This window comes from Brevibacillus centrosporus (assembly GCF_003710815.1).
Classification (GTDB): domain Bacteria; phylum Bacillota; class Bacilli; order Brevibacillales; family Brevibacillaceae; genus Brevibacillus; species Brevibacillus centrosporus.
Map to the genome: position 1 here is coordinate 45,268 of NZ_RHHP01000011.1, position 18,754 is coordinate 64,021.

Consider the following 18,754-nt stretch of genomic DNA (forward strand, 5'->3'; position numbering starts at 1 on the left):
TTCTTTACGCGCGGGACATGGTGTATTGTAGAGGAATAGATGCTCCTCGAGTGGAATCTTTTTATGAAGAAAAGGAGGGAGCAAGATGGCAAAACTCCTGGTTGTAGACGATGAAAAACCGATTGCAGATATTTTGAAGTTTACGTTTGAAAAGGAAGGCTATCAGGTGGTTTGCGCCTATGATGGTGATGAAGCACTGGTTGTCGTTCAAAATGAAAGGCCCGATCTGATTTTGCTGGATGTGATGCTGCCAGGCAGGGATGGTATGGACGTCTGCCGAGCTGTTCGTCAGTCTCATGATGTACCGATCATCATGCTGACAGCAAAGGACTCGGAGCTGGATAAAGTGCTAGGCCTGGAATTGGGAGCGGACGATTACGTCACGAAGCCATTTAGCACGCGCGAGCTGGTGGCACGGGTCAAAGCTCATTTGCGCAGACATCAGCCCAAGAATGAGGAAAAGGACCAGCAGCACCTGCTGCGTGTGCACGAGCTGGAGATCGACCTGCATTCATACACCGTTGATAAAACGGGTGAGCAGTTGGATTTGACCCATCGGGAGTTCGAGCTTCTGGTCTATTTGGCAAAGCATCAGGGGCAGGTACTGACACGAGAGCATTTGCTTCAGTCTGTATGGGGATTTGATTATTTTGGCGATGTGCGGACTGTCGATGTGACCATTCGTCGTTTACGGGAAAAAATCGAGGATGATCCGAGTCAGCCGAAATACATCATCACCCGTCGGGGCTTGGGCTATACACTGCGTAACCCTGGCATGGGAGGAACGCCTGGATGAGGCGGCTGTTTAAAACGGTTCAATGGAAAATGGTCGTCATTTACATGCTGCTCATTTTGTTGGCGATGCAATTCATTGGAGCTTACTTTGCCAGGGAAGTCGAGAGCTACTACATCAACACGTTTTCCGAGTCGCTAAACGGCCAGGCAAGTCTGCTGGCGAGCCTGTTGGAAGCGGATCTGCGGCCGACAGAAGGAAAGGAACAAAATCCGGAGCAATATCGACAGGATATCGACAACCTGATTAACAACCTGGTAAAGATCAACGGTGCCAACGTACAGGTGATCGACCAAACGGGTACCGTCGTCAGTACGACAGAGGACAAGAGCACGATTGGCCAACGGACGTCACAGCCGGAAGTCACCGTCGCACTGCTGGGGACTCGCAGTGAGTCTATGCGGATCGATCCGCGTACAGGTGCGCGCGTAAAAGTGCTGGTTCTCCCTGTCAAAGGCGATCAGATCGTGTACGGGGCGGTTTATATGGTCGCTTCGATGGAAGGCACGTATACCACGATTCGTAAAATGAACGGGATTTTGGCGACGGGTACGATGTTTGCCCTGATCATCACGGCTGGTCTGGGAGTCGTGCTGGCGCGGACCATTACCAAACCGGTGAAGGAAATGACTCGCCAGGCGCGAGCTGTCGCGGACGGAGACTTCAACCGCAATGTGAGGGTATATAGTGGAGATGAGATCGGTCAGCTAGGTATGGCCTTTAACCATATGACCATACGTCTTCAGGAGGCGATCCTGCAGCAGGAGGAAGAGCGGGAAAAGCTCGCCGGTATTTTGAGCAACATGACAGACGGAGTGATCGCTGCCGATCGGAAGGGCAGAATCATTTTGTTCAACCGTGCTGCCGAAGAGATGCTGCAGGTGACCATGACTGAGGTGTTGATCAAAGGAAGGACCCTGTACGACTTGTTGGGGCTGCCTCCTGAGGACGAAATGCCGCTTCATGAGCAGGAAGAGCCTTTGTTTATCGAGATGATGCTGCCCAATCGGGATGAGGTCATCTTGCGTGTGACGTTTACACCGCTGCAGCATGACAGTGGGAAAAAGGGCGGCATCATTGCCGTGGTCGCTGACGTGACGGAGCAGCAACGCTTGGAGCATCAGCGCAGGGAATTCGTTGCGAATGTATCCCATGAGCTGCGAACGCCGCTAACGACGATCAAAAGCTATGTGGAGGCCTTGCTGGATGGCGCGATGGACGAGCCTGATTTGTCCAATCGCTTTTTACGAGTGACCATGTCGGAAACGGAGCGAATGATCCGTCTGGTCAACGATTTGCTGCAGCTGTCCCGTTTTGACTCCCAAGGGGTGCGTTTGCATTGCAAGGAAGCCGATCTCAACCGGTTGCTTCACTATGCAGCGGATCGCTTTTCCATGTTTGGCGAGCAGCAGGAGGTAGAGCTTCATCTGGACGTGCCAGACAAGCTGCCTGCGGTATACATTGATACCGATGCGATCAACCAGGTACTGGACAATTTGCTATCCAATGCGATCAAGTACACTCCCCAAGGGGGCAAAGTGGTCTTGCATGCAAAAGTAAACAATCATCAGAAGCGGGTGCTTATCTCCATTGAAGATACGGGGATCGGGATCCCGAGCCGCGATTTGAAACGCATTTTCGAAAGGTTTTACCGGGTTGATAAAGCGCGCTCACGCGGACAGGGCGGCACGGGTCTGGGACTGGCTATTGCGCGTGAATTGGTGCAAGCGCATGGAGCGGACATCGAGATCACCAGTGAATGGAATGTGGGGACGACGGTAACGTTCTGGGTTCCATTTGCCCAAGGGGGTAAGGCGGTATGAAAAGGTGGCTGAGACGGTGGCTGGAGCCTACCAAGACCGTATTACTCAATGTGCTGGTGCTGTTGAGCTTTTGCCTGACCGGGTTGTTGTGGAGCAACCAGCCAAAATTTCAGTTTATCGAGCCTGCCCAATACACGGAATCAAAGCCAGTACAGGAAAAGCAGCTGATGCAGCTCGTGACACCGGAGTCCGTCGTATTTCACTATGGGGAAGACAGACATACCAAAGCGGTCGCCACGGATGGGCCGTACAGCATGATCGTAAGGGAAATGTCCAAGTGGATATTCCTCGATTTCACGCCGTATATGTTTTCCAATGACAAATGGGGGGAAATTGCCCGGGAAAAGATTGGGATTGAGGTACGGTTTAGAAGTACGATCCCTTTATCGATTGTCGGTCGCCTGGTTACTTTCCGGGACGAGTACGATAGCCAGATTAAAGGCGTCGATCGTTTGTGGCTGTACTACGAGAAGGACGAGGATCTCGTCTACGCTTTGTTCCTGTCTTCTGAAGAGGGAAAAATGATGCGTGCGCGGACTTCGATCAGCCCGAAGGATTTGCGTGATTCTTATTTGGCGACAGGCAATCAGATGCCCGAGCAGATCATGAAGATTGTAAAGCCGGAGAGAACCTATTCTTCACTGGAAGGGGCGCTTCCGGTATGGAACATGTACTATCTCCCGAAAAATCAGGTGCGCATGCAGCAATTCCGCTACAGCTATGAGACGATCAGCGACGAAAGATTGATCGAAGCGTATTTCCTCGATCCTTCGCTGGTGAGACAGATCATGGAGCGGGACAAGACCGTCATTTTTACCGACGGGAGCCGATCGGTACAGCTGCGTTCCGAGCAGCAGGCGTTTACCTTTACCGACCCTGCCTATCAGCAGAGAGCCCAAGAGCTGTCTGACGAAGAGAAGGTACAGGGTGCCGTGACCTTCATCAACAAGCATCTTGGGTGGCTGGATGAATACCATTTTGAACGGATGAAAAAGAGCTACAACGAGAAGGATCTGATCACGTTCCGCCAATACGTAGGATCCTATCCGCTGATTAGCAACAATGAAAAACCGATTGATACGATCCAGATTACCTCAGAGGCGGGGCAAGTGGTGACACTCAGTCGTTCTCTAATCAACCTGGATAAGTACATTTCCAACAAAGAGTGGAAAGTGATGTCGGGTCCAGAGCTCTATCAAATGATTCGTGACAGGAAGCTCGCGGATACCGACCAGATTTCGAATGCGTATCTGGCCTACCAGACCATATTTGGAGAAGGGTATGTAGACCTGATGCCGGTTTGGGTCGTGGAGATGGCGAATCAGGCAAACCTGTACATTTCCGCAGAAGCCAATCAGGGAGGAGGAAAGGTGCATGGATTGGAGTAGAACCAAGACCATTCTGATCTGGGCCTTTCTTCTCCTCGATTTGTTTCTTGGCTATCAAGTGTATGTGACGAGAATCAGTTTTTGGAATAACCAGGATGTAGCGCAAGGGGACAAATGGGATATGGAGCTGTACCTGAAGCAGCAGAACATCGCTCTCATGACAGAAGTGCCTCAGGATACGCCGGAGATGTCCTATTTGAATGCGGAGTACATCGGGATCAATCCGCTGTCCCTGCAAGACATGCCTGGTCTGACAGCGACGATGGAGAAAATGTCGCTCGCTGCCAAGCTGAACCCACCGCTGCAAATACGCGGACAAATCACGCCAACCGAGCTGCTGCGGCAAATTGGTCCTCGCTTGATGTACAGCGAGCAATATACGGCTGATATGTATCAGTCCAATCAGGGACGACTGCTTTACTGGCAGGTCTATCAGAAGATGCCGGTTTTCGTTGCGCCTTTGGAGGTGTATTTGGAGAACGGCTCGATCCTGGGCTATAGACAGACGTTTTTCCACATACGAAAACAGGAAGGCGGCGGCCGGCAAGTCATCTCAGGCTACACGGCATTGCGTTCGCTGGTGGACAAGCAGATCATTTTGCCAGGAGAGCGGATCGAGAGTGTGAGTTTGGGCTATTACGGATCCTATGACGCGGATATTCAGGCATTGGCACCTGTTTGGCGGGTCATTCACGATGGCAAGCAGCATTTCGTCAATGCGTTTACAGGAGCTTTGGAAAGACCCATGGTTACACAACGGTAGAATGAACGGAATGGAAAGCGAGAGACAGACAGCGAGGGAAGCTACGGGAAGAGGGATGTTGGGTGAGATTCAGTGTACTGGCAAGCGGAAGCACGGGCAACGCCATCTATGTGGCGACTGACCGTGTCTCCGTGCTAATCGATGTAGGGATTACAGGCAAACAAGCCGAAGCGGCGCTGCAGACCATCGGGGTCAATCCGGCTGATCTAAGTGCGATACTCGTGACTCATGAACACGTCGACCATATTAAAGGGGTCGGCGTCATGGCACGGCGCTATGGCCTGCCGATCTACGCCAACGCCAAGACTTGGGGCGAGCTGGACGGACAGATCGGAACCATCAAGGAAGAGCAGCGGCGTTTGTTTGCTGTTGGGGAAAAGCAGGAATTGGAAGATTTAGGGATTGAATCCTTTGGCATTTCGCATGACGCAGCAGAGCCGATGGGCTTTTGCTTTTACCACGGGGCGAAAAAGCTCAGTGTCGCTACCGATTTGGGCTATGTCAGCGACAAGATCAAGGAGACGATTCGTGGGGCAGACGCGTATGTGTTTGAATCGAATCACGACGTGGAGCTGCTGCGGATGTCGCAGTACCCGTGGAGTATCAAGCGGCGTATTTTGAGCGACGTGGGACACTTGTCCAACGAATCTGCTGGAGACGCCCTGCTTGATTGTCTGGGCGGGAATGCAGAACGCGTGTACCTGGCGCATTTGAGCAAAGAGAACAACATGATCGATCTGGCGAGACTGACTGTGAAGAACATATTAGAAGAAAAGGGCTTGGTGGTAGGAGACGATGTCCAGCTGCGCGACACCTATCCGGATCGCCCGACGAAGCTCGAGGTCCTATAGGAGCGGTTTGATTTGCATTTGTCGACTATTTACCGCATCTGTCAGCTTGGCGTACGTATCGACGTGAAAGGTGAGCTGCGTGTCCAGCTCGCTCATTTTGTGGGCGATTTCGTCTTTGGTCAGCAGACCCTTGGCGACTAATACCTCGATGACGGCGTGCAGGACAAGCGTGTTGTGGTAGTCTACTTCTTGCAAATCAGCCAGTTTCGCGATGAGATTCACTTCTTTCACGTTCTATCAACCCTTTCAAAAGCTTTTAATCTATCATATCCGGGCCTTCGGTGAAATATTCCGAAGGCCTTTGCAGTTTCCACAACCTTTCCTTATTTCTCACGCGATTTTGCCGAAAACGAAACGTATACTGAGGATGTCAAAAGGAAACCAAGCAAGAATGAGTGACAGTAAACATTCCAAATTGTCCAACCAAGTATAGGAGTGCAAAAAATCTGCCACCCTAGTAACAATAGAGTGAAGGAGAGTGTGAATCATGGGATTTTATGATGATTTGACTCACGTGGAGCGGAAAAATCGACGTGGGCCGGGTGTGGGACGTCTGATCATGACGTCGGTAACCTCTGCGGTGATTGGGGGAATGGTCGTTCTGCTCGCGTTGCCGACTCTCTCCAATGCAGGTTACATCAACATGGTAAAGCCAGGTGCATCGAATGTAATGAGCAACCCGACAGCCAATCTGTTTGCGACCCCTGTTTCTGTAAAGGTAGAAACCGGAACCGTAGACGCCGTGAAGAAAGTGGAAAACGCAGTCGTCGGTGTCATCAACATCGGTCGCACCAGAACAAACTGGATGAATAGCAGCACGCAGGATGTCGAACAGGGCGAAGGTTCCGGCGTCATCTTTGAGAAAAAGGGTGGAAAAGCCCATATCATCACCAACTACCACGTAATCGACCAGGCGCAAAAGCTTGAGATCGCGCTGCCGACAGGGGAGAAAGTAGAAGCGAAGATCCTCGGTGCCGATATGTATGCGGACCTGGCCGTTCTCGAGATTGACGGCTCCAAGGTAACGGCTGTTGCTGAACTGGGTGACTCTTCTACCCTGCAAGTCGGTGAGCCGGCGATCGCGATCGGGAACCCACTGGGTATGAAATTCTCCCGTACCGTGACACAAGGGATTATCAGTTCGTTGGAACGCTCGATGCCAATGGACTTTAACGAAGACGGTCAAGATGACTGGGAGCTGGATGTTCTGCAGACAGACGCAGCCATCAACCCTGGTAACAGCGGTGGCGCACTGGTCAATATCCAAGGTCAGGTCATCGGGATCAATACGCTCAAAATCTCTAAAGAAGGTGTCGAAGGACTGGGCTTTGCCCTCCCCATTAACGATGTCAAAGCCATCGTCAGCGAGTTGATGGAAAAAGGTAATTTGGAGCGCGCCTATCTAGGTGTTCAACCGTTCGACTTGACGAATGTGCCTCGTTACAACTGGAAAGAAACGCTGAATCTGCCGAATGAAGTCCAGGCGGGTGTTGTGATCCAGAACGAGGTGGGCAAATTCTCGCCAGCCGGTGAGGCAGGTTTGAAGCAATACGACGTCATCGTCAAACTGGACGATAAGGACATCAATACGGGTGCCCAGCTGCGCAAATTCCTGACTTTGAACAAAAAGCCAGGCGATTCGGTACAAGTGACGTACTACCGTGATGGCTTCAAGAAAACAGCGACTGTGAAACTGACGAAAACGCCAGAGTAAACATGCACTCTGGCAACCTTTGAAAAGCAACACTTGAACCTTCTAACAGGCAATTCCGGGATGCAGTTTGTCCCGTTTGCATATAGGTAGTTCCTAGTTCCCCTCTATCTATTTTTACAATAGATCCCTTCATTGAAAGCGCCGATGAATGTCGGTGCTCTTTTTTTTGCGTTTGCCGACCGCGTTTGTACCCGTGGCTCCTGTCCATTCGTTTGATCGAGGGGAGAGTGGCAATTTGTTTTCTCCCCGAACTGGGGTAGAATATAGGACGATAGCATTTACTGGACGGAAAAGGGGAAAGAAGATGGAGAGAAAGCTGGAAAGCGTAAAGATAGAGGGAAAAGAGGTCGCGCTGCTTGCCGATTTTCCTGTGCGGTTTGCCTGCATGGAGCATTTTGACGAGGAGCTGGATGACTACGTCAACGATTTCGAGGCAGCGCCAGATACACATCGGGCAGAGCTGATCGAGGACGAAACGATGGACAAGCGCTGCCGGGTATGCGGAGCACCCGCGCAGATCGCGCTTTTGAAAGAGAAAGGATTGTAGACACGTGCAGATTTCGATCATTACTGTAGGGAAGCTGAAGGAAAAATATTTGAGAGAGGGCATCGACGAGTACAGCAAGCGCCTCTCCGCTTACTGCAAGCTGCAGGTCGTCGAGGTCAGCGACGAAAAAGCGCCGGAAGAGATGAGCGCAGCGGAGATGGAGCAGGTCAAACGCAAGGAAGGCGAGCGCATCCTCGGGCAAATCAAGCAGGACCAGTACGTCATCGCTTTGGCGATCGAAGGCCAAATGTGGTCGTCCGAAAAGCTGTCGGCGGAGCTGGACAAGCTGGCGCTGCACGGCCGCAGTCAGGTGGCGTTTGTGATTGGCGGTTCTTTGGGGCTGGCGGATGCGGTGCTGAAGCGGGCCGATGCGCATCTGTCGTTTTCCAAGATGACGTTTCCGCATCAGCTGGTGCGATTGGTGCTGCTGGAGCAGGTTTATCGGGCGTTTCGGATTAGTCGGGGGGAAAAATACCATAAATGATATTGCAACGGTCATAGTTCTAAAAACCCAATAAAATGTAAAACAAGGGCAGGTCTCAAGGCTGCCCTTGTTTTGGTAACTTGTGATGCTAATAAATTCATTTTCCAAAGTCGGGTGATTGGGAACTGAATAGGTAGGTAAAAATCTACTAACTGACAGTTTTATATTTCATTAACCATTGAATTAATTTACCCTCGCGCTGCCAAATATGATAGTTAGCATTTACATACATGATGGCCTCGTTTGTATCGCCGTAACCGTAATAATTTGGCGCCTGGCGAGGCAGTTTCTTTCGACCTAAGAGAAAATCAATGACGTGAGGATTTTGCTGAATTGCCTTATCAAGTAAGCGATCCAGTTTTGAAGAAAGTCCACTTTTCCTATACTCCAGCAGCACACGACTGTAATTCATGTAGGCACAATCTTCGTCGTAGGTTTTCAACAGTCGCGATGCTTTTTCAAACTGGCTCGACTCCAAGTAGATCGACAGCAAAGAGTAGCGAACCCCTTGGTTATCGTTAGGATTAAGATCGAGCATTTCTACAAATTCTTTTTCAGCTTGTTCAATTTGCCCTTCCATCAAAAGGCAGTTGGCATAGCCCTCCTTTGATCGCATATACGGTCGGGTATGGATTAATCCCCAAAAATGACCTCGATCTTCATGAAAACATCTCAAGCCAAGATCGCGCTCTCCTGCTTCCTTTCCTTGTTTGTAAAGTCGTATTAACTCCTCCAGATCATCACTTGAATCAGCCAGGATGTTATAGGCATCCGGACTATCCGGATACAATTGAAGAGCTTGTTTAGCCAATTGAATTCGTTTTGTAACAGAAGGCTCTTCCCAAGCATTATACAGGATCTCCTGTGCCATCTCTTTTGGATCGAGGGAAGCGTTTTTAGTCAAACGAGTTTGGTTCGAGAGGTGCGAGTTAATAAACTCATTGAGTTGTTCCATTGATTCAAACTCTTTTCCCTTTACCTGGCTTGTCATCTCGTACAGAGCTCTTTCGACATTCAGTCGAGATGTATCGGTATGTGTCGGATGGCCGTTATTTTCTTGAATAATGGTATCAAACAACCATTCCTCACTGAGGATTTCCTGAGCACGCTTGGAGATGCTTCCTACAGAGATACCGTATTTTACCGCTAACTCGGATTGCTTCACAGGAAGATCCAGCATTTTGGCAACACAGTATTCAATAACTGCCTCCATTACTCCAGCTTTTCTAACGATTGGCTGAACCGCATTTGCGTACAGGTTCCATAATCGAATGGCAGAAGCAATAGTGTTAGGTTCATAATGGGAGTACATGGAATTGACAATGTTTCTAGCTAACAACTCATATAAATGATGATCCCAATCCAATTCCTGTTCGATATAAGAAAAAAGAAGGGCTTTGGTATCTTGTGGAGCTGATGGTGAAAAACCTCTGAGTTCGTTTTGGGATAGACAACATTTTTTGTACTTTTTCCCACTTCCGCATGGGCAGGGAGCGTTTCTACCAATATTCAAGATGGCCACTTCCCTCGTGCTACATATTAGTTGCTAATAGTATATCATAGTCCGATGATATTCCTCCGTGTTTCCATCTCCATGGAGTAAGGTCATGAAAAAAGATAAGTAGCAAATGGAGAAGCAGCTCTCAAAATATCCTGACATCGATGAAACTGTTCACTTTATCGACAACTACACGGGATCAGAATAGAAGGGAACCCTTTGGATTTGGAAGAGGTTTCCCAGGCGATAATCAAGCATCGAGATAGGCATGGTCTGAAGGCGGAACAAGAGGTGAGAAATTATTGGAACGCTCTTTCCTTTTTAAGCACATCCAAAAGATTAAAGATTCAAATCAGCGAAAACTTTATCAAGAGGCTACATTCCATTATTGAGGTTAGGGGCTCTGGGAGAAGAAATGAAGAAAGTGAATATAGAGAAGCAACGAGACCTGGAGTATTATTTGCTGTGTATGACAGTATTACAGGTCGGCCTGAGTATATTCCACCAGAAGCAAAAGATGTACCTCAGTTGATGAAAGAGTTTGTTAATTGGATCAATAGTGAATACGCAAGAGAATTACCCACACCAGTAAGAGCAGGTATTGCTGCATATCAACTGTTAACCATACATCCATTTTATGATGGAAATGGAAGAACGGCTCGGGCCCTTGCAACCTATATTCTTAGCATCGATGGTTATGATCTGAAAGGTTTTAACTCGATGGAAGAGTATTATGTGTCAGACTTGCAGGGATATTATTCTAAATTACAAATGGATCTGCCGGTACTTTATTATGATGGCAGGAATAATCCTTCTGACTTGGCACCTTGGCTTGAGTACTTTATCTTGACGATGGAGAGGGCTTTCCGTAAAGTAGCACGAATTGCTGAGAGTAAGTACAAACAGCAAATTGATCCGAGGGTAAAGAGGTTAGAGCCCCGAGAGCTTGTCGTAATTAAACTTTTGTTTGGAAAAGGTGGAGATATCACTCCTAAAGAAATTGCGGAGGAATTTAAAGTTGTACCAAGAACAGTTACTGAATGGGCTAAAGAATGGATGGAAAAAGGTATTATCGAGCCAGCTAGTGGAACCGAACGGATACGAGCATACAAGCTAGGTAGACAGTTCAGTGATCTCACATTGAGCGATCTAGGTTATGCAGATACAGATCATCAATAAAAGCTTACAATAGCGAACAGATGACGAGTAAATAGCGAATGAATAAGGAATGAATAGCGAATGAATAAGGAGCCAATAACGAAAACATAGTGAACGAATAAAGAACTAATAAATGGAAAAGTGGTTAGAGAATCCTTCGGCCACTTTTTTTCATGAAAAATTGACCGTCAGACACGTTACGGAGAAAAATACCATCAATGAATGTCTTAAACGGTCAATTCCTCATAATACATATCTTCCTTCAAAATTGAAGTACTATGAAGGATAGCTGTTTCATAAATGATTCCTAGCAACAGAGCAAGCAAAACAACATTACAACACCTAATAAGACTAGAATTAGTAGTAGCTGATTAAATTGAAATAGTACAGGTGCCTATGTGATGTTTCTTGTGAAGTCGTTTCCGTTCTCTTGTATCTCCTTAATAAGGATATTTGTCTTTATTACACATTCTCTTAAAGAAATTACCATTCTCCATAATTCATTATCTGTCTTTGCTTTAAAGTTGTGTATTTTATTAAATACAGAAACAATCATAAGTAAAAAATAATAGTTGAGCTCATTGAGATGATTTAGTGTACCATATGAAGCAAAAGAACCCATACCGAATAAACCTAGTTTATAGTCCTTATCTTTCTCAAACGGAAATGCATAAGAGCCTAATTGGCAACTATAGTATGCACCATGTGAAATACTAGAATAGAAACGATAAGATTCAGATCTAAATTTACAAAAATATTGAACGAGATGACTTGGAAGGCCAAGTTTAGATTCCAATTGGCATAATCGTTCATTGAGATGTTTAATTCGAAAGTTGTCACGCCAAACTGAAGTAGATGTTTTTTCATTGATTCCTTCTCTATACTTAATCATTTGCTCGTTACTTTCTGAAATAATTAATGCTATTGAAATTAGTTCAAAAAGAGGCCTTAGAATTAACCTAGCGGCAGAATCTAATCCATTTTCAACTAAAGTAATAACTGAACATGAGTAGTTTGTAATTTGAACAAATAAATTACTAAGAATTTCATTGGGATTAAATTTATTATCACTAGCCCAATCTTCTGGCAAAGGACCTTTATGTACATCTTGCTGATTAATTGCTAAACTTAGCGCTCCGATGGTTACAATGGATAAATAAGCCAATGAGGATTCTTTATTAAAGTATTTCGTTATTAAATCCAAACTATTTTTCCTTTGTTCTCGAATAAATGTAAGAGTGTTATCAAGTTCACGCATATTCATATGAAAATCTGATGATGTGTCAGCTCTTAAATACATTTTATGTTCTTTTAAAGTCTTAGATATCAAAATTCTAATTGTTTTATCATTAATATTCCTCATGGAGATACCTCCATATGTCATTTTGGAATGTTGAAAAATAGCATTTGAACGTTCTTGAAAATTTTATTGAGTGGATATCCTTCTTTAACAATTATGGGTAAATTTTGGGGTTCCTATAACCGTGTTTTATGTAATCAGATCAGCTAATAAAGAATAGACGAAGTAGGGAAACCAAAGAAAAGAATTATTACTACCTATAAAAATTGACCGTCCGACCTGTTACGGTGAACCGTACCACAAGTGATGGTAAACACGATGAGGAAAGAAATAGTTTTTGATAGTAGCTATATCAGCAGATTAAAACGATTGTGTTAATTGATGGGTTTACTTCTTGTAAGAAGGGTCGTACACTGTACACATTACAACGTACACACTTTACAAACTTGACCACACTTAGAAGGCTTATTCCACTTGTTGAAGATGGAGTGAGCCTTTTTTGCATGCAGAAAATCTAAGGAGATGGACAGACAATGGCAAAACGTGAACAGGTAGTAGCGGAAGTAGTAGAGGCACAGGTGGTAGAGGAAACGGTGCGTTCGATCGCCTAGGCACAAGCAGACTATGAACAGCTTATGGATGAGATTCGGGACTATTGCCAACAGGCTAGGGACTTGCGGGAGCAGGCCGCAGAGTTGAGCCGGTCAGGGCGGACGGATTCGCAGGTAGGGGCAGAAAAGCGGCAGCTATTAGATCAAGCTGAACAACTTGAAATGCTAGCCGATCAGAAGGACGGATACCCAAGATTGGAAGCACTTCGGTACATTGAAGATTTACAGCGTGATGCATCTGCATTGAGGTGTGTTAGCCCGTCAACAGCAGGAGCTGGAGGAAGCAAGGGAAGAAGCGGCGGCAATGGTTCAGCGAGCAGATGAACGAGTGCAGGAAACAGAACGGATTCTAGCTTACGAGATGGCGAAGCTGGCAGAACTGGAGGGGAACGGAGTTGAATAAAAAGCTACCTAGAGAACTTGAACCAACGGCAAAACACCTTAGGCGGAAATACGGCACAAAGAAGCCCCATTATCTGAATGGTCACGAAATAACTGGGGTAAAGGCTGAAGATGAGTTTGTCATTGAGATAGTGGACGAAGACGAAGTAATTGAAATAGTGGGGGATTAGTCATATGGCACAATTAAGCCACGAAGCACTGGAAGCACGCCGCCAGCACGAGAGGGAGTACAGAAGGAAGTGGCGGCAGAAGCCGGAGAACAAACAGAAGGAAAAAGAGTACAGACGGAGATATTGGGAGCGTAAGGCAAAGGAACTAACGTATTAATACGTGCAAACCAACGAGACGGGGGCAAATATACGTTGCGGGGAACTCATACCATAATTTACTAACCCCCGAAACAGAAAACACGACACAAACCAATTTTGACGGTTACAGGAGGGAATAACAAAGATGGACGAAATGACAGAACATGAAAGGTTTCTATGGGAAGAACTAAGTGCAGCAAACGATATGCTTCTACGAAATGCCTTCCTGTTAGAGGACTATATAGACTACATCAATGCAGCAGGACTGCATGAAGAGTTTGAAGCATTTAGGAAAGTAAAGGCACAGCAAGAAGCAAATGCGAGTAACTGAAATGCGGTTAGTTGAAAAGCAACTGATAAACATTGATGGATTGAGCGGCTGGGGGTGTAGACCTCCCCCCGGTCGGGGAAACAAACCCCATGACATGAGGTTAGGCGGTGAGAGAATGGAGAAAAAGCTGTGCGGAGCAAAGACAAGAAGCGGCGGACCATGTAAGAAAGCTGCTCTAGCAAACGGGCGTTGTAGGTTACATGGGGGGAAATCCACTGGACCGAAAGACCCCAGCAAGCTAAAGGGTAACAAAAACGCATTGAAGCATGGATTGTATGAAGTGATTTGGGCGGATACGTTGACGGATGAAGAAAGGGAACTGTTTAATTTGGCTTCAACTGACCCGAAGACACAAGTTGATAATGGGTTGAAGCTTTCGGAAATACGCATACGGCGCATGATGACCCGTATTAAGCAGGAAGAACAAAAAGAAAAGCCGAACCTTGCGGAAGTACGAGCCATTGAGGAAGCGATAACAAGAGTTGGGATGAACACGGTGAACCTTATAAGGGAGAGCAGTAGGCTATTAGAAATGAACAAAAGTAAGAGCGACGGGTCTTTAGATCAATTGGTGGAGATACTTGGCCGAGCAAGGAAGGAACATATACGCAGATAGCAGAGGGAGCAAACAGGCGAGGAGGCTTGTTCGTTCCCCCCTTTTAGTTTCTTCATAGGGCGACCGCCAACATAATGCGGATTTTGTACGCTAAGGATCGAAAACCTTACGCTAAGCACTATACCAGCGTTCTTGTCTCCAGGGGCAAAAGTATGGAAACAGATGGTAACCACTTTGCGGGGTTGTGACAGCTACGCTGGTTTTGTTAACGCAACAAATCCATGTCCGCTAAGGTCTTACCGTACAATTTTCGCATTTGGTTGGTGGTACCCCTAAGAGGAACTAACAATTAACATTGTTACAAATACGATTGCAATCAAGGTTATTCCAAAAGAAATAAGACCGGTTTTTACTAGTTTTTTCTTCTCAGCAACATTCCCTTTCTTATACTGGTTTACTGCTCTGAAAATACACACAACCGTGAAAGTTAAAGAAAAGATTAGAATTAAATTTGCCAAATATTGCATGTCTTTATCTCCTCCTTGTACAGAAAGAAATTTAAAAGTTTCCCCTACATTTTAATAGAGGAAACTTTTAAGGTGAATAAGAAAATACTTGTTACTGAGGTTCTATATCAAATACATATGCCCATGTCATATCCAAAATTACGCCAGTACTTCTGCTGTTATTCGCATATAGACGAGAAGACAATAAAGCCCAATAAGATCCAGCCAATCCAGGAGGAACAGCAGGTGCTACACCCCAAATACCTGCTACAATTGCAACACCTCCAGCTACTGATGCAGCACTAGCAAAATCAGCCGCAAGTTCATCAGTATCGCAGCTATCCAACATTCTGCTATAACCCCACCAATATTCTTCTACGGAAGTTGTTACGCCACCGCAAGTTGATGCGATGTTAATATCTGATGCAATTCCGGAGTTACTTGGTAGAATTTTCGTAATGTTTAAATTACTAGATGCCTTTAAATTTCCTTTTGCTATTTCAGAATTCAGCTGCTGAAGATGTTTTTGTTGGCCATTCAGTAATTCCTTTTTAAAACCATCAGCTTTTGCTTTTTTAATATCAAATTCAAAAAAGCCGAAAAGGGTGCGAGCCGGAAGGCATGTCATACACGTTGCGGCTAGAGACAAGACCTGAGTATTACTTTCATTTTAAAGAAGTGCTGGATGCTCTTCGCCGAGTTTCTAGCGGCATTTACTTTGTTAGCTGTGATATTGCCTACGATGTAAAGACTTCAATGGAACATGTGCTGGTAATTCCCCTAGATGGACGCCGAAAATTGAGGGAATTCAAAGGTACACGCTATTTCGGGGAGAAGCATCAACGGAAGACGAATGGTCATTGCAAGATATATAACAAGCAGTTGGAAATGTTAGAGAATCAAGGCAAAGTGATTGACCACGAATTAACCCGAAGTGAGATCGTGTACAAGCCAGCAAAGAGGATATCGTTAGCAGAGTTGCTTTATCATCCACCAGAACAGAATGAAGATTACTTTGCAGCGGTGATTACCGACTGGGGCAGCATTCCAAAGAAACGGGCAGAACAGGCTCGTATGCTGATGGATAAGGAAGAAAGTAAGCATGTATCGCCATATATACGAAAGAAGATAAAAGAAACCCTTGCTCCCTCGTCTCAAGTGGATTTGAACGAGTTAGCAAGGGAAGCATGGAAGCCGCTATTAGAAGAACTATGTGGGGTATTGCTTGGGCAGCAGGAACCACAAGTTCAAGAGCGACAGTTACAAATGGCAGTAACGAATACAGTATACGATGAACCCAAGGAAGAAAACGACATTAAAAACGAAGGTTGTGCAGATTTTGGAAAATATCGTATACTTCGCAACAATACAGGAGTACGCAAACGACTAAACCAGCAAAGAATGACTGGTGTATTTGAGTTGAGAAAGAAGACTGATTCCCATTCGATTGTGCCGTCTTCAAGAGCTCGTCAAAAAAACATCAACTTTTTTTGCTATCCCCTTAAAAAAATCGCCTCTTTTGATATATGTCTATTGCAAGCAAATATCATGAGGGAGGAACAAACAATGAAGAAGCACCAAGTCAAAGGGCATTATGTAAGGGAAGAGTACTTGAAGCAAAGGATTCAAGCGTTAGATGCTGCAATCGGGCATTTGGTTAGATTCAATACTAATGTTGGCGGCACAAATCTAAACCTCAGTGAGGTAGCCGATGTTGTGGATCTGTTAGACGAACATAAGGCCAAGGCCGAGCAAGAACTGTACCATGTTAGGCGCTACATTCTCGAACAACATATGAAGCAGTCTACGAAAAGTGCTGGTTAAGGGGTGGCATTATGACTGGTAATCAAATTGTCATGCCATCAGCGGAAGAAGTAAAGAGAATAGAAGTTGTTAGAGTTCTTGCTGAACTAATCAGGAAGTATGCCTATCAGAAATCAAAATAATGAACTGTTCAGGAATAGGTAGGCGCATTGGATTTTAGTGCTTACCTGTTTCTGGCAGAAAAGGAGAGGAAAAACGTGGGGAATCAACACAAAGCGGCAATTTATATTAGAGCAAATACTGGTTGTTTGTTGAGGGAACAAGAAGAGCAAATACGAAGGTTCATTGCTGCAAAGGAACTTTCTGTGTTTGATGTATACCGTGATAGTGGATATTCAGGAAATGACTTCAACCGACCGAAAATTCAACGTCTTTTTGCGGATATGAAGGAAGGTAAATTTCAGTATATAGTTGTATGGCGGCTAGATAGGCTTTCAAGAAACAACAAGGACATTTTGACATTGATAGATAATGAATTGGAGCCGAGAAAAATAAAACTTCTAATCAGTTCATGCGATATAGAGTCGTCAACACCAGAAGGTAAGATGTTCGTCGCACTACAAGGAATATTTGCCGAGTATGAACAGGCGATTTCGGGGAGCTAATTTGTGCTGAACGGTAAGTGCATGAGGATTAAGCACTTGCCGTTTTTCTTATAGACAGAATTGAGGGGTAAATTATGGATAAGGACAATCTAGCAATTTACATTAGAGTCAGTACTGAGGAGCAGAAGAACGCTGGCTGCTCACTAGAGGCACAAGAAGAAGAACTCCGTCGGTATGTTGCATCAATCGGTCTTACTGTGTTTGATGTTTATTGTGATGGTGGATATTCAGGTAAAGACTTTAACCGCCCTGAAGTGCAACGTCTTTTTTCTGACATGGCACAAAATAGGTTTCAAGCTATTGTTGTATGGCGACTAGATAGACTTTCAAGAAACAACAAGGACATTTTGATATTGATAGATAATGAGTTGCACCCAAGGAATATGCGGCTGTTAGTCAGTACATGCGGAATTGACTCTTCAACAATGGAAGGAAAAATGTTTATCAGTTTGCAGGGAACATTTGCTGAGTATGAGCGAAATGTAACCATTAATAGAGTGAAGTCAGGAATGAAAAAAAGAGCCAGCAATGGTGAATTTAACGGAGGAACCATACTAGGCTACGATATAGTCAATAAACAATTGATAGTTAATGAGCAGGAAAGCGAGATAGTTAAAAGGATATTTGAGATGCGAGCAGAAGGCATGGGCTATAAAACTATTGTAAACAGTCTTAATTCATATGGTTATAAAACCAAGAGAGGAAACAACTTTGGTATTTGTGCCGTTAGATTGATCTTACACAATAAAGAGTACGTGGGAGTGAATACTTGGGGGAAAAAGGAAGACTGGAACCTTAAAAGAAGAAAAGGAACACTTGAAGAAATGCCTGAAAGAAACGGTAAGCACCCAGCAATTATTTCAATAGAATTATGGGAGAAAGTCCACTGCATCGTCGCCAGCGTCCAGTACTGCGTGCTTCCACCCGTCCGCCACAGAACCGAACATTTCGGACGCCTTGACCGTCGCCCCGGTCAACAATGAGATGTCTCGCTGCCAAAACGGGTAAAAGCCGCCCGCACGAAACTTCACGCCAAGCACACGCCCCACTCCGCGCAGCTTGCGGACGAACGACTGCTTCGGAATGCCATACAGCAGCGCCCGGCGTCCCAGGTCATCGTGCTCGAAAACCAGATGCACGTTCGGATACGACAAGACTGTTTGGGAATAAGGCGTTTCGGGGTGCACATCGAAGTGTATAGTCCAGTAATGCTCGATGAACGGTTCGAGCAACGGACCCGGTTCGAAACGGGACAACGCAAACTTGTCTCGTCCGGCGGTCGCATGCAAGAT

General features: G+C 45.8%; 22 protein-coding genes. 17 read left to right on the forward strand and 5 right to left on the reverse strand.

What is annotated here, in order from left to right; translation table 11 throughout:
- Window positions 1-85: 85 nt before the first annotated feature.
- From yycF to EDM55_RS12025, 5 genes are all read left to right on the forward strand, one after another.
- Window positions 86-796: a response regulator YycF gene (gene yycF / locus EDM55_RS12005; RefSeq protein WP_092271198.1), complete on the forward strand. Its 711-nt coding sequence runs from the start codon at window positions 86-88 to the stop codon at window positions 794-796.
- Window positions 793-2,616 (forward strand): cell wall metabolism sensor histidine kinase WalK, encoded by a 1,824-nt coding sequence (gene walK / locus EDM55_RS12010; RefSeq protein WP_092271201.1) that lies wholly within the window; start codon window positions 793-795, stop codon window positions 2,614-2,616. The genes yycF and walK overlap by 4 nt, the downstream gene beginning before the upstream one ends.
- Window positions 2,613-4,004, forward strand: a complete 1,392-nt coding sequence (locus tag EDM55_RS12015; RefSeq protein WP_246071108.1) for a YycH family regulatory protein — start codon at window positions 2,613-2,615, stop codon at window positions 4,002-4,004. Before walK ends, EDM55_RS12015 begins: the two co-directional genes overlap by 4 nt.
- Window positions 3,991-4,767, forward strand: a complete 777-nt coding sequence (locus EDM55_RS12020; RefSeq protein WP_092271204.1) for a two-component system regulatory protein YycI — start codon at window positions 3,991-3,993, stop codon at window positions 4,765-4,767. The genes EDM55_RS12015 and EDM55_RS12020 overlap by 14 nt, the downstream gene beginning before the upstream one ends.
- A 62-nt stretch (window positions 4,768-4,829) precedes the next feature.
- Window positions 4,830-5,618: an MBL fold metallo-hydrolase gene (locus EDM55_RS12025; protein WP_122960444.1), complete on the forward strand. Its 789-nt coding sequence runs from the start codon at window positions 4,830-4,832 to the stop codon at window positions 5,616-5,618.
- On the opposite strand, the gene EDM55_RS12030 is transcribed toward EDM55_RS12025, so the two are convergent.
- A complete protein-coding gene (locus tag EDM55_RS12030) occupies window positions 5,613-5,849 on the reverse strand; it encodes a hypothetical protein (protein ID WP_092271210.1) in 237 nt (78 codons plus the stop codon). The two genes, EDM55_RS12025 and EDM55_RS12030, sit on opposite strands and share 6 nt — an antisense overlap.
- A 256-nt stretch (window positions 5,850-6,105) precedes the next feature.
- On the opposite strand from EDM55_RS12030, the gene EDM55_RS12035 reads away from it, so the two are divergent.
- From EDM55_RS12035 to rlmH, 3 genes are all read left to right on the forward strand, one after another.
- On the forward strand, window positions 6,106-7,332 hold the full coding sequence (locus tag EDM55_RS12035; protein ID WP_092271213.1) for a S1C family serine protease: 1,227 nt from the start codon (window positions 6,106-6,108) through the stop codon (window positions 7,330-7,332).
- 304 nt (window positions 7,333-7,636) lie between these two features.
- A complete protein-coding gene (locus EDM55_RS12040; RefSeq protein ID WP_122926408.1) occupies window positions 7,637-7,879 on the forward strand; it encodes a CxxH/CxxC protein in 243 nt (80 codons plus the stop codon).
- Between the two features lie 4 nt (window positions 7,880-7,883).
- On the forward strand, window positions 7,884-8,363 hold the full coding sequence (gene rlmH, locus EDM55_RS12045; protein WP_122960445.1) for a 23S rRNA (pseudouridine(1915)-N(3))-methyltransferase RlmH: 480 nt from the start codon (window positions 7,884-7,886) through the stop codon (window positions 8,361-8,363).
- Between the two features lie 148 nt (window positions 8,364-8,511).
- Here the strand turns inward: rlmH and EDM55_RS12050 are convergent, their stop codons facing one another.
- The gene (locus EDM55_RS12050) at window positions 8,512-9,876 is read right to left on the reverse strand and encodes an SEC-C metal-binding domain-containing protein (protein WP_122960446.1); all 1,365 of its coding nucleotides are present in this window, start codon (window positions 9,874-9,876) and stop codon (window positions 8,512-8,514) included.
- Window positions 9,877-10,080: 204 nt separating this feature from the next.
- On the opposite strand from EDM55_RS12050, the gene EDM55_RS12055 reads away from it, so the two are divergent.
- Entirely contained in the window at window positions 10,081-11,040 is a 960-nt protein-coding gene (locus tag EDM55_RS12055; RefSeq protein WP_218033716.1) for a Fic family protein, read from the forward strand.
- A 373-nt stretch (window positions 11,041-11,413) separates the two neighbouring features.
- On the opposite strand, the gene EDM55_RS12060 is transcribed toward EDM55_RS12055, so the two are convergent.
- Complete coding sequence (locus tag EDM55_RS12060; protein ID WP_122960447.1) at window positions 11,414-12,382, reverse strand: DUF5677 domain-containing protein; 969 nt, start codon at window positions 12,380-12,382, stop codon at window positions 11,414-11,416.
- A gap of 798 nt (window positions 12,383-13,180) precedes the next feature.
- Here EDM55_RS12060 and EDM55_RS30940 point away from each other — a divergent pair.
- The 5 genes from EDM55_RS30940 (at window position 13,181) to EDM55_RS12075 (ending at window position 14,587) form a co-directional block, all read left to right on the forward strand.
- A complete protein-coding gene (locus tag EDM55_RS30940) occupies window positions 13,181-13,333 on the forward strand; it encodes a hypothetical protein (RefSeq protein ID WP_246071107.1) in 153 nt (50 codons plus the stop codon).
- On the forward strand, window positions 13,326-13,502 hold the full coding sequence (locus tag EDM55_RS30235; RefSeq protein WP_170184495.1) for a hypothetical protein: 177 nt from the start codon (window positions 13,326-13,328) through the stop codon (window positions 13,500-13,502). Before EDM55_RS30940 ends, EDM55_RS30235 begins: the two co-directional genes overlap by 8 nt.
- Before the next feature lie 4 nt (window positions 13,503-13,506).
- Window positions 13,507-13,659 carry a hypothetical protein gene (locus tag EDM55_RS30240; protein ID WP_170184494.1) on the forward strand — a complete coding sequence of 51 codons (153 nt, stop codon included), beginning with the start codon at window positions 13,507-13,509 and terminating at the stop codon, window positions 13,657-13,659.
- Window positions 13,660-13,785: 126 nt separating this feature from the next.
- A complete protein-coding gene (locus EDM55_RS12070; RefSeq protein WP_122960448.1) occupies window positions 13,786-13,971 on the forward strand; it encodes a hypothetical protein in 186 nt (61 codons plus the stop codon).
- Window positions 13,972-14,086: 115 nt separating this feature from the next.
- On the forward strand, window positions 14,087-14,587 hold the full coding sequence (locus EDM55_RS12075; RefSeq protein WP_141295991.1) for an HGGxSTG domain-containing protein: 501 nt from the start codon (window positions 14,087-14,089) through the stop codon (window positions 14,585-14,587).
- 558 nt (window positions 14,588-15,145) lie between these two features.
- Here EDM55_RS12075 and EDM55_RS29940 read toward each other — a convergent pair.
- Window positions 15,146-15,661 (reverse strand): hypothetical protein, encoded by a 516-nt coding sequence (locus EDM55_RS29940; protein WP_141295988.1) that lies wholly within the window; start codon window positions 15,659-15,661, stop codon window positions 15,146-15,148.
- Between EDM55_RS29940 and EDM55_RS30245 the strand changes: the two genes are divergently transcribed.
- The 3 genes from EDM55_RS30245 to EDM55_RS12100 all read left to right on the forward strand — a co-directional run bounded on the left by EDM55_RS30245 (window position 15,655) and on the right by EDM55_RS12100 (window position 18,445).
- Window positions 15,655-16,857: a hypothetical protein gene (locus tag EDM55_RS30245; protein WP_174769321.1), complete on the forward strand. Its 1,203-nt coding sequence runs from the start codon at window positions 15,655-15,657 to the stop codon at window positions 16,855-16,857. The genes EDM55_RS29940 and EDM55_RS30245 overlap by 7 nt on opposite strands.
- A 197-nt stretch (window positions 16,858-17,054) precedes the next feature.
- On the forward strand, window positions 17,055-17,462 hold the full coding sequence (locus EDM55_RS12095; protein WP_122960452.1) for a recombinase family protein: 408 nt from the start codon (window positions 17,055-17,057) through the stop codon (window positions 17,460-17,462).
- Between the two features lie 74 nt (window positions 17,463-17,536).
- Window positions 17,537-18,445 (forward strand): recombinase family protein, encoded by a 909-nt coding sequence (locus tag EDM55_RS12100; protein WP_122960453.1) that lies wholly within the window; start codon window positions 17,537-17,539, stop codon window positions 18,443-18,445.
- On the opposite strand, the gene EDM55_RS29945 is transcribed toward EDM55_RS12100, so the two are convergent.
- The gene (locus tag EDM55_RS29945; RefSeq protein ID WP_183191717.1) at window positions 18,332-18,718 is read right to left on the reverse strand and encodes a DUF6597 domain-containing transcriptional factor; all 387 of its coding nucleotides are present in this window, start codon (window positions 18,716-18,718) and stop codon (window positions 18,332-18,334) included. The two genes, EDM55_RS12100 and EDM55_RS29945, sit on opposite strands and share 114 nt — an antisense overlap.
- Between the last annotated feature and the right edge of the window lie 36 nt (window positions 18,719-18,754).